Below are 10,827 nucleotides of genomic sequence, written 5' to 3'. Positions count from 1 at the left end.
TTTTTTTTTTTTTTTTTTTTTTTTTGTTTTTTTTTTTTTTTTTTTTTTTTTTTTTTTTTTTTCTTTTTTTTTTTTTTTTTTTTTTTTTTTTTTTTGGTTTGCGGCGTTGGCCTCCCCCCCTGACAGATGTTCCGGATGTGTGGACCAACAGCTGACGTGCGGGTTCCGTCCTGAAGACCGGGCGACGCAGGCCGAGGGCCGGCTTGACGGCCCAGCGCAACCACAAAGATTTTTTGCCATCAGCGAACCGCGGAGCTCAGGCACCGCGCCGCCGCAATTGGACACTCGAAAACCTTGGACAACCAAGGTGATGCAGACCGGCCACCCGTACCGGCTCAGGCAAGCACCGCGCTCATCCCGCAAGACACGAGTCACATGAACGCTCCGGCAATCGCGAGGGAATCTCGCCTCGCTGGTCGCCACCCTTCCAAACATCACTGGTGTCATTCAAACGGACGAGGACAGGCACCTGGTGTCCCCCTAGCGTGCACTCGGGCGGCATGCGCTCAGAGGTGATTAAACCGGGCCATGGCAGCATCGAGAGCCAATCGGCCATGTGCGCTTGGGAGAGGCAGATGAACCCGCACCTGGTCTGCGTGGGAGGCGAGGATCACGCCTTGAGAGTTCCCTTCCTCATCGCGTTGCGAGAGAAAGGCTTTCGCGTTACGGCGGTCTCGAGCGGTTCTCCCGTACCGTTTTTACGGCATGACATTTCGCATCACAGGTTCTCCTTCGACCGCTTTGCAAGCGGAGGCGGGGAATGGCGCACTCTCGGAACGATGCGCCGCTTGATGCAGGAGCTTCAGCCTGACATCATCCAGAGCTTCGACACCAAGCCAAATCTGTTAACGCCCCTTTCGGTACGGGGAACTGTTCCGGTCATTCGCACCATCAACGGACTGGGATGGACGTTCTCATCGCTGGAGCCTCGAGCCCTGGCCTTGCGTCCGGTCTATTGCGCACTGCAATGGCTTGCGTCTTCCTGGACGGCAGCGACCGTATTCCAAAATAGCGACGACCAACTGTTCTTCGAGCGCTTTCGGCTGATCGGTCGCGGAAGTTCGCGACTGATACGCAGTTCCGGAATCGATGTCGGCGCGTTCGCAACGGTGCGCCATCTCGGGTCCTCAGCAACGAAGATGCGAAAGGACCTCGGCCTTCAGTCCGCCGAAGTGGTGATCTTCGTCGGCCGTTTGACGCGCCAGAAAGGCGTGGCGACCCTTCTCAAGGCGGTCCCTCGCATTCTGTCCGCAAGGCCCTCGGCACGGTTTGTGCTCGTCGGCCCACGAGAATCCGAAGGCTCATTCGCAATCGACAAGTCGGAACTCGATCGGCATGCACCTCATGTGCTGGCCTTGGGTCCACGACGCGATGTCGCCGACCTCCTTGGCATGGCCGATGTATTCGCCTTTCCCACTCAGTATCGCGAAGGGGTTCCGCGTGTATTGCTGGAGGCGGGGCTGGCGGGACTGCCCATCGTGGCCTCAAGGATGCCAGGCTGCAGCGACGTCGTCGAAGACGGATGGAACGGCTACCTGGTTGCGCCGCATGATGCCGATGCCCTCGCCTCGCGAACAATAGACTTGCTGTCCGACCGCGCGGCGGCCAAGGCGATGGGCGCCCGTTCTGTTGAACTTGTCCGGAAGCGATTTGCCCTGCCGCTGGTGGTCGACCAGTACTGCGACCTTTACGACAACACACTCCGCGCGGGGCACATGCGACCGCTCCCTGCCGTTGGGCTTGGAGGCGGCCTCGCAAATCACCGAGGCGGGGCACATCAATGATCCGGGACGCCTTGCTCGCCCTGGGGGTTGCTATGTCCTATGCGACGCAACTAGGCGTTCCGGGATTGCCGCTCGGCTATGGCGAATTGTTCATCGCGATCTGGATCGTGCTGGCGATTGGACGAATACTCGCTGGCGGTCGTCTCCAGCTCACACCCGCTTTTGTCCAACTGGCGAGCTTCTGGCTGCTCCTGTCGCTCGCTTTGGGGATCGGCACGATCGTCGGTTACCTGACCACCGTTCTTTATCTGACCGGGTTTGTACATGACATTATGGCATATGTGTTGCTGGCAAGCTTTACGTGCCTGGCCGCGGCGGAGCCGGACGCCGATCGGCATCTGCGCCGCAGCGCATGGTACGTGGTCGCGTTTGCCAATGGAGCCTTTGTGATACAGCTTGGCTTGGCTTATGGTGCGATCCACCAATCCGGCGTCGATCCCTGGTATTGGGACCGGTTCCGCGGCTGGTCAGAGAACCCGAACCAACTCGCGCTCTATTGCGCGCTCTTTGGCCCGCTGGCTTTGCATCTTGCCACGACCACGCGCAACCCATGGGCTCGTTTGCTAGCATTCTCATGCCTGCTCCTGACGTTCTATGTCGGCCGACTGACGAAGAGCGACACCTATCTCTATACCAGCATCCTGAGCTGCCTCATCTTCATCGGATTGCGGCTTCGTGCATGGATAGCAACGAGCGGCCGCGCCAGCATGCCCCGCCTGGCGGCAATTATGCTGTTGGCAGGCTCCTTCCCTCTAGCGCTTGCAATGACGCCGTACGCGCTCACCGAAGAGACCAGCGTCGCCAATTTTGCGAAGAGCCTTACCAAAGACGAAGGCGGGGAAGCGACCGTCGAAACGTTCGAACTCCGGCTTTATCTGTGGCAGGAGGCTGTGGAAAAAGGATTGAAATCCGGGTCCCTGGGACTGGGCCCTGGCCCCCACCTCGAGCGGCCTCCCGTGGCCGACCGTCAATTTCTACAGCGACCTTTCGAGGCGCATAACACCGTTCTCGACCTTTACCTGCAGGGCGGATTGCTTGCCGTGATGGCGTTGGTCTGGATCGTGGGCGCCGCCATGTCCTCCGCCTGGCGAGCGGGATTCGACGCCCTGCTGGTGCTCGGGGGATCGACGATAATCTTCAGCATGCCTCACCTGATCATCCGCCACCCGATCGTGTGGTTTTCGCTGGCTTTCTGCCTCGTTGCCGGAAATCCGACCGCACTTCGGCGGCAGCTTGCTGAACCGAGGGTGGCCTAATGTGTGGGATCGCGGGAATTCTATTGGCTTCGGACGCTCTGGACATAAAGCCGCTTGGAGCGATCGGGCGGATGACTGCATCGCTGCGTCACCGGGGGCCGGATGGCGAGGGGCTCTGGATCGACCGCGAAGCTGGAATCGCACTGGGCCACAGGCGGTTGGCAATTGTCGACCTGTCAGCCGCCGGGCACCAGCCGATGCATTCCGCCAGCGGTCGGTACGTGATCACCTTCAACGGTGAGATATACAATTTTCGCGATTTGCGTAGCGAACTCGAGTGTGCGGGCCAAACCTTTCAAGGTGCTAGCGACACCGAAGTGATGCTCTGCGCAATCGAGCATTGGGGGCTTGAGGCCGCCCTCAATCGCTTTGCCGGTATGTTCGTCTTCGCATTGTGGGATCTCAAGACAAGAACCCTGCATCTGGCCCGCGACAGAATGGGCAAAAAGCCCCTCTATGTCGCATCGACCCGAGATGCGCTGGTTTTCGCGTCTGAGCTGAAGGCGATCAATTGCTTTCCGGGCTTTTCTCCCGACCTTGATCTTGATGCCGCCGCGGCAATGCTTTCGACGGGATGGGTGCCGGACCATCGCTGTATCTGGCGAAGCGTGTTCAAACTGCCGCCTGGTTCTGTCCTTTCCGTCACGGCGGCGAATTTTGCCGAAGACCGCAGCGCGGACCGTCTTTCCCGATGCGTTCACCGCTGGTGGTCGCTGGCTGCCGTCGCTGCCGATGGGCGACGGAATCCCGCCATCGGCACCGACGAAGATCTGGTTGACGAACTGGACAACCGGCTTCGGCTGGCTGTGCGGGAACGTATGATCGCCGACGTGCCTCTGGGCGGCTTCCTGTCGGGCGGGATCGACAGCTCAGCCGTGATCGCCTTGATGCAGGCCCAATCCTGCAAGCCGGTTCGCAGCTTCACGATCTCGTTCGGAGAGGGCGGCTTTGATGAAGCTCCATACGCAGCGGCCGTTGCCCGTCATCTGGGTACCGACCACTCCGAACTTCACCTCTCGCCAAGCGCCGCACGTGACGTCATTCCCGAGTTGCCCCAGGTCTGGGATGAACCCTTCGCCGATGAATCACAAATACCGACCTTGCTCGTTGCCAGGCTCGCTCGTCAGCACGTCACCGTAGCGCTGTCGGGCGACGGTGGTGACGAATGCTTCGCAGGATACGGCCGCCACTTTATGGCGGAGCGGCTGAAACGGCACCTGCGCCTGCCCCGACAACTGCGCCGAACCTTGGCGGCAGGGGCAGGGTTTTTCGCACGCGCCGGACGTGACGATGCCGTTGGCAAACTGCCGCTCTCTGCGAGCGCGAGGCATTTTATCCGGAGCGACCGAATGGAACGCCTCGCCCGGCTGCTCACGGCATCGAACGAAGACGAATTGTTTCAGCGGCTGGCGCGGCCACAGGCTGAAAACCTGGGATATCAGCGGCCGACCGAACCAACCCACGGCTACGGCGGTCCGCCGCTTGACGACCTGCTCTCCCGTCTTCTGTACGATGACATGGCGGGCTACTTGCCTGGCGATATCTTGGTGAAGCTGGACCGTGCCACCATGGCCAACAGCCTTGAGGGTCGGTGTCCTCTGCTTGACCACCGCGTTGTCGAATTCTCCTGGCGGCTGCCATCCAACATGAAAGTTCGTGATGGCGCCGGCAAATGGATCCTTCGCCAATTGCTACGCCGCTATCTCCCGCAGCACCTGATCGAGCGTCCGAAACAAGGCTTCGATGTCCCTATCGCTGCATGGCTGCGGGGTCCGCTGCGCAACTGGGCCACCGATCTTCTCGCCGACATGCGAACCGAAAGCAGTGACGTATTGGACACCGCGAAGATCGACGCCTGCTGGCGCGATCACATTGATGGCCATAACCGCTCGCGCGAATTGTGGTCCGCGTTGATGTTCCAGGCCTGGCGGAGCAAAGCCAATCGGCAAGCACAGCAAACCGGCCCAACTCATGAACGCGACCTGGCAGGAGTGTAAGATGGTAGGTTCCGCAATCAGCCCGATCCAGCTGCCACGGGTCAATCAACTACCAGCACCGGTTCTCGAAGGCAGAGTGCCCGTGCGGTCATTGCGTGAGTATGTCGAGCCGCCCACCGCGTCGCGCCAACTCTTCGTGATTCTGGCAAGGAGAAAATGGTCTATTGTTGCCTTCGCTGTGTTGGGCGGCTTGTTGGCGGGGTTGCTGGGAAGCCTTCGACCAGTTCTCTACGAGTCAACAACCCAGCTTATCGTCGACGCCCCCTCGCGCGGTTCACTGCCCGTCGGCGCCCCGTCTTCGCAGGACCTCGTTGATTCAAGCATAGATGACCACATCACGATGTTATCGTCGCAAGATCACCTGCGCCGCGTCATGGCGGCACTGCGCAAGACAGGTGCGGCGGAAACCGGACAGGACAATTCCGCTAGCAGGAATTCCCGGCTTGAACCGTCTGCCACCCCTCCCCCAAGGACACGCTCACTTGCCGGCGGTCTACTGGACTGGCTGTGGCCAGGGGCGGACCAGGCAGCCAACGGTCCACAAGCCGAGGATGCCTCCGAGTTAAGAGATTTGCGGCGAGGCATGCGGGTCGGGCAGGAGCTGCGATCGAGAGTAATCTCCGTCGCTTTTGCCGATGACAGCCCCGCGCGGGCGGCGCTCGTGGCCAACACATTCGCTCAGGTTTATGTCGACTCCCTAGCGAAGAAAAGGCAGGCATCCGACCAGCAAGAGCTCGATGCGATCACCGCCAGTTTGCCCGGGCTGCAAAATGATCTGCAGGCAGCGGCAGACCGCCTTGAGAAATATCGGCTGAGCCACGGAGCCATCGACCAAGGCTCGGCGGACAATGCAGCCAGGGAACGGGCCGACCTCAGCCAGCAATTGTCGATGTCAAAGGCGGACCTCGCCGCTGTGGAATCTCGGCTTCGATACGTCCAGGGGCTTCGAGAGCATGGGGCCTCTCTCACCGCCTTGGCCGAAGCTATTGGCGCGCCTGAACTTGCCGACCTTGCGGCTCGACAGGCTCTCGCGCCGGCAGACCAGGAACTCAGAGCCACGACGCAAAGCAAGATCGAACAAGGCGTCGACAAGATTGCTGCCGATGCAAACATTTTCCGTGCACAGATCGCCGCTCTTGAAAGCCGAAAGAACATCCTGGATGCGGTCATGGCCGACACCGCCAGCCGGCTTTCCGGTTTGCGGGCTCTCGAGCCGCAGGTCAGCCTGCTGACCCAGCGATATAACGAACTCCTTGGTCGACAACAGGATTTGACGCGGCGTATCGGAGTTCCCTCAGCTGGAATTTCCATCCTGTCCGCTGCTTGGCCGTCGACTATCCCGCAGACCTTGCCAGCCATCTTCCTTGTTCCCCCTGGGATGATCTTATTCGCCATTCTGGGGGCGATGTACGTCACGATGCGCAATCATTTTGACCGGACTTTCCGTGGCGAGGCCGAGGCAGAAGCGGTGCTCAAGGTTCCATGTGTGGGGCAGATTCCCGAAGCAGGCGGAATGCATGCCAAACAACTGCGAAACCTCGTGCTGGGGGAGCGCAGGTCCGCATATAGCCGCGCCGTGACGTCGTTGCTGATTGCGGCGGCACCAAATGCGCTAAGGGCTCGTTCGTCGTACACGGCGCTTGTCACCTCCAGCGTGCCGCAGGATGGCGGGACCGAGCTCGCGTGGAGCCTGGCGCTCGCCGGCACGCGACTGGGCGGTCGAGTTCTGTTGGTCGATCTTGAACGCAAGGGCGTTCAGCTCACGCTCGAGTTCCTGCACCAGTTCAGCGAACGCAAGAACCGCCATTCCTTCGCTGACTATGTTTGCAATCGCTGCGACCTGGAAGGTGCCGTTGCCAGGCTGCATGAAATCGGGATCGACGTAATGACCGCCGCTCCGTCGGACGACCTGCTGGCGCTGCTATCATGCGAGGACGGAGGCAAAGTGATGGCGGATCTGCACGCGACCTATCGCATCGTGATCATAAACCTGCCGTCGGCGCTGGGGCAGCCGGAAGCCAAATTTCTGCCAGGATGGGCGGACGTGGTTCTTTTCGCCATCCGGTGGAGGAAAACGCCACGCACCCTCGCTCGCGGGGTGCTGGAACTCCTTCAGGGCAACGGTTCTCTTGTGATACCTGTTGGCAGTGTCCTCACGCGAGTGAATCTGAAAAAACATGCCGGATATCGGCTCGAGGACAGCGCTGACCTCTTGCGCGAGCAAATAGCATGACGGCCACAGGCTCGTCCTTGGGCTACGGACGATCCTGGGGCGGTTCATCCAGGGAGCGGCCAGGACGATTCACGGTGCAGCCTGTCAGCAGAGCGCGTCATTCAGGTGAATGATGGCAAGGTCCGGTGTGCATCGTAGGCTGCGGCAATCCCCGATATTTGCCTCCCTCGGAAGCGCGAACCGATGGCACCAAGCGACCTTCTGAGACCCAAGACGGTTCCTGCGGCAGGCACAGCCATCATCGTTGTTCGGCCGAGCCCGATCGGCTCGATCATTCGTGCAGCAAGCGGAGTGTCGGCAATGGCGATTGTCGGCCAGCTCACCCTTCTTGCCGCAATCCCGGTTTTGGCGCGGCTCTATTCGCCGGCCGATTTCGGCATCTTTACGATTTATCTGTCGATCGTGAACATACTCGCCGGGGTCGCGGCATTGCGCTTCGAGGCTTCGCTCTATGGGGTCAAGGGGAACGCGCAGGCCTATGTGACGGTCAAGCTTATTCTCTTGGCTGTGTTCGTGACGACCGTCCTGGCCTTTTCGGCCGGACAGATGCTGTCGAACCTTGCTCCCAATCGCCTCGGCTCGCTCGCCTGGCTCATTCCGATTGGAATGGGAGGCGCAGGTCTGGTCGAAGCCATGAACTGCTGGAGTCTGCGTGCCGGGCTTTTGCGCGATTTTGCTCTCGGGCGCCTGATCCTGCCGGCAAGCATGGCTGCACTGCAATTGGCTTTCGGCATCGCCGAACTCGGCGGTGAAGCGATGATCCATGCCCATATTTTAAGCCAGTTCGTCTTCATCGGGGTGATCGGCTATCGGGTGATGAGTTGGGAGGATTTGCGTGGCATCGCCTGGGCACCTTGGCGTGCGGTATTGGAAAAGGCTCGGCGGGAATACAAATTTCCTCTGTTCGATATTCCCGCAACGCTCGCGAGCATAGCAATCAACAATCTTCCAGCAGTCCTTGTCGGCGGGCTGTTCGGCACCGCATTTGCCGGATATTTGGGCGTGGCCGCGCGGCTGGTCACCGGTCCGGTGACGCTGATCGCCACACCGCTCAGCAATGTTTTTGTCGCCGAAGCAAACCGGAACAGCAATCGTGGACACCTGCTTGGTGTGGCGCGCGGGCTTCTCCTGCTGGCCGCCGCCTTTACCGCGGTGCCGATCTTGCTGCTCGGCCTCGCCGCGCCCTATGTGGTCGTTCCGCTTCTGGGCGAGCCTTGGATGCCCACTGCGGAAATCATGACCGCACTGGCGCTGATGGGCGCGGCACAGGCGTTGTCGACTCCGCTCAGCGACGTTCCCGCTCTGTTACGGCGGCAAGGAACAAGACTGGTCATCGACCTCGCACGGGCGGTTCTCGTGTTTGGCCCGCTGCTCGCCGGCGCCCAGGCGGGCTGGCAGCCAGTCACCGTCATCTATTTCATGGCCGCCGGCGGCGCGTCGGGTTTCGCTCTGAAAATGGCAGCATCACTGTATCTGTTGACCCACGACCCTCAACCAGCAGGCGCTGCAACGTGCATCCAACATGAATGTCTCGAGGAAAAAACACCATGAATTCGTCGTCGGTTGACAACCTTCAAGCGGCAGTTGCGGTCACCCAGCATGACCGGGCCGATCTCTCGTGGTCACGCCCTTTTATCTCGGTCGGGATACCAACCTTTCGTCGACCGGATACGATCCGCAGGGCGATCGACAGCGTCTTGGGCCAGGATTACTCCGATTGGGAGTTGGTCGTGAGCGACGACGAGGGGCCGGAGGGCGAGACCTGGGCTATCGTGACCGACTACGCACGGAGCGAACCTCGCATCCGCATCATCGAAAACAGTCGAGGTCGCGGTCAGGTGGAGAACACCAACAACGCTATGCTGGCTTGCTCCGGACGATGGATCAAGTTGCTACATGACGATGACTGGCTTGCGCCAGGTGCACTCAGGACATTCGCCGAAATTGCCAAACAGTACCCCTCAGTCGCCTTCATGACGTCAGCCGCAAACATAATCGAGGACAAGCGAGTGCGATTTCGCCAAGTCCCCAAGCAGCAGGAACCGATCTCGCTTTATTCCAGCCAGCAGTGCCTGATGGACCTCTATCTGGTGCGCGCGACACGCTGCCTGGGGATTATTCCATCCACATTGTTGATCAACAGCGACGTCATTCGTGCCGGCTGCTTGATGCGCACGCACAAAGAGATTCCGGCCGGAGTGGATCAACTGTTCTTCGTGGATCTAGCCAGCCATGGGGACATGGTGGCGATAAGCGATCCGCTTACCTTTTACGATGCAACGAACCATCCAAGCATTACAACGTCAAAGAGTTTTCGCGAGGTCGACGAAGTGACCCTCGCCGTCAAACAGCTTAACTGGAATCTCATCAAGGACCGCAACCATCTCCCGCCTCCCGAGACATTGCTGCGGGCATTGCGGGTTGCTCGTATTCCCATGAGGTTCCACCAGCAGTCCTGGTTGACCACGTTCCTGGACGGGATTCAGATCTTCCGGCCTTCCGTCATGAAGGTGGCGGGCTGGCACGTGCTTAACCACGTGTTTGCAATCCGCCCAAGATTGGGCCGGGTGCGCACACGACGGCGGTAGGGTGAGGCTGGCGGACAAGCACGCCGGCAACAGATTGCGCGCGCACAAGCCTGTTGCGCGCGCGCATGGTACGGCCGTTACCTCACGGCAAGACGCATATGCGCCCAAGAAGAGCTACCAGTTCCGCCTGGCGCCGTGTTTCGGTCTTGGCGAAGAGCGACGCCAGCTGTGACCTTATCGTGGTCCGGCTCAAGCGCCGCTTGCGGGCTATCTCCAAAGGGGCATCGCCCTGCGCCAAGCGCAGCGCGAGTTGCGTTTCGGCACTCGTCAGACCAAACATTCTTTGCAGCGTCTGGGGATTTGGCCCGGACCTGTTTTCACGATCCAGCAGCGCCACGATACTCGTCGCGTCAGGCGTTGCTATGCCCTTCTCGTTCAAAATCAAGGGCCTGTCGCCCATACCGCGGATCACCACCCATGAAAGCGTGCCAGGAAGAAAATTCCCCGGCACGTTTGCGATCAGCCGCCTCAGAGCAACCGACACCTTGCCGGCCGTATCAGCTGCCTCGCCCTCGCGCTCCAAGGTGTTTTGAGCGGCTGAATTCCACTCCATGACCTTCCTGTCGCTGTTCAGGATCAGATAGCCACACCCGATGCGATCAAGCATTCTCACAACAGATGCAAGGCTGCTCTGCTTTGGCTCGACAGCCACGCCGTCGAACCTTTGTGGTGCTTGGTGCCAGGCGGAACTATGGCCACCCTGCGTTCTCAAGGCCGAGACGGGCTTTCCCCCGAAACTTCCATATTGGCGACCAAGAATTCCATCATGCTGCCTACCAACCAGTGCCATTTTCTTACCTCCCGCAAAACGGCAACGCCTCCCTGTCAGGAGGTGCCTTAAACATGTCAGTCAGGTCGCTTGGAGAGTTGCGGTCCGATCCGCCCCCGACAACGGACAAAATGCGCGCTACAATCCCGGGGAACAATCCTGCGGTCGGACTAGTCTGTACGCTTTTCGGTCTAATCTCG

General features: G+C 59.9%; 8 protein-coding genes. 6 read left to right on the top strand and 2 right to left on the bottom strand.

Translation table 11 applies throughout. From position 1 onward, the window contains the following. The coding region (locus tag NKH06_RS30925; RefSeq protein ID WP_352895005.1) for a hypothetical protein at nt 1–375 on the bottom strand (375 nt) is incomplete at its 3' end. Nucleotides 376–575: 200 nt separating this feature from the next. Here NKH06_RS30925 and NKH06_RS30920 point away from each other — a divergent pair. From NKH06_RS30920 to NKH06_RS30895, 6 genes are all read left to right on the top strand, one after another. Beyond that, nucleotides 576–1,784 carry a glycosyltransferase family 4 protein gene (locus tag NKH06_RS30920; RefSeq protein WP_128302536.1) on the top strand — a complete coding sequence of 403 codons (1,209 nt, stop codon included), beginning with the start codon at nt 576–578 and terminating at the stop codon, nt 1,782–1,784. After that, nucleotides 1,781–3,040: an O-antigen ligase family protein gene (locus tag NKH06_RS30915; protein ID WP_352440666.1), complete on the top strand. Its 1,260-nt coding sequence runs from the start codon at nt 1,781–1,783 to the stop codon at nt 3,038–3,040. Before NKH06_RS30920 ends, NKH06_RS30915 begins: the two co-directional genes overlap by 4 nt. Next, nucleotides 3,040–5,037, top strand: coding sequence for an asparagine synthase (glutamine-hydrolyzing) (gene asnB / locus NKH06_RS30910; protein WP_352440667.1), 1,998 nt, complete (start codon nt 3,040–3,042; stop codon nt 5,035–5,037). Before NKH06_RS30915 ends, asnB begins: the two co-directional genes overlap by 1 nt. A 1-nt stretch (nt 5,038) precedes the next feature. Continuing rightward, complete coding sequence (locus NKH06_RS30905) at nt 5,039–7,270, top strand: GumC family protein (RefSeq protein WP_352895004.1); 2,232 nt, start codon at nt 5,039–5,041, stop codon at nt 7,268–7,270. Nucleotides 7,271–7,570: 300 nt separating this feature from the next. Next, nucleotides 7,571–8,821 (top strand): oligosaccharide flippase family protein, encoded by a 1,251-nt coding sequence (locus NKH06_RS30900; protein ID WP_245486033.1) that lies wholly within the window; start codon nt 7,571–7,573, stop codon nt 8,819–8,821. After that, entirely contained in the window at nt 8,818–9,858 is a 1,041-nt protein-coding gene (locus NKH06_RS30895) for a glycosyltransferase family 2 protein (protein ID WP_023808946.1), read from the top strand. Before NKH06_RS30900 ends, NKH06_RS30895 begins: the two co-directional genes overlap by 4 nt. An 82-nt stretch (nt 9,859–9,940) precedes the next feature. On the opposite strand, the gene NKH06_RS30890 is transcribed toward NKH06_RS30895, so the two are convergent. Continuing rightward, nucleotides 9,941–10,648 (bottom strand): helix-turn-helix transcriptional regulator, encoded by a 708-nt coding sequence (locus tag NKH06_RS30890; RefSeq protein WP_031212340.1) that lies wholly within the window; start codon nt 10,646–10,648, stop codon nt 9,941–9,943. Nucleotides 10,649–10,827 lie beyond the last annotated feature (179 nt).

The organism is Mesorhizobium sp. M1342, from assembly GCF_040317955.1.
Taxonomy (GTDB): Bacteria; Pseudomonadota; Alphaproteobacteria; order Rhizobiales; family Rhizobiaceae; genus Mesorhizobium.
This window is presented reverse-complemented; position numbering and strand designations above follow the sequence as displayed.

Coding starts and splice junctions, on each gene's coding strand:
- NKH06_RS30920 (WP_128302536.1), top strand. CDS start 576: ATGAACCCGCACCTGGTCTGCGTGGGAGGCGAGGATCACGCCTTGAGA.
- NKH06_RS30915 (WP_352440666.1), top strand. CDS start 1,781: ATGATCCGGGACGCCTTGCTCGCCCTGGGGGTTGCTATGTCCTATGCG.
- asnB (WP_352440667.1), top strand. CDS start 3,040: ATGTGTGGGATCGCGGGAATTCTATTGGCTTCGGACGCTCTGGACATA.
- NKH06_RS30905 (WP_352895004.1), top strand. CDS start 5,039: ATGGTAGGTTCCGCAATCAGCCCGATCCAGCTGCCACGGGTCAATCAA.
- NKH06_RS30900 (WP_245486033.1), top strand. CDS start 7,571: ATGGCGATTGTCGGCCAGCTCACCCTTCTTGCCGCAATCCCGGTTTTG.
- NKH06_RS30895 (WP_023808946.1), top strand. CDS start 8,818: ATGAATTCGTCGTCGGTTGACAACCTTCAAGCGGCAGTTGCGGTCACC.
- NKH06_RS30890 (WP_031212340.1), bottom strand. CDS start 10,648: ATGGCACTGGTTGGTAGGCAGCATGATGGAATTCTTGGTCGCCAATAT.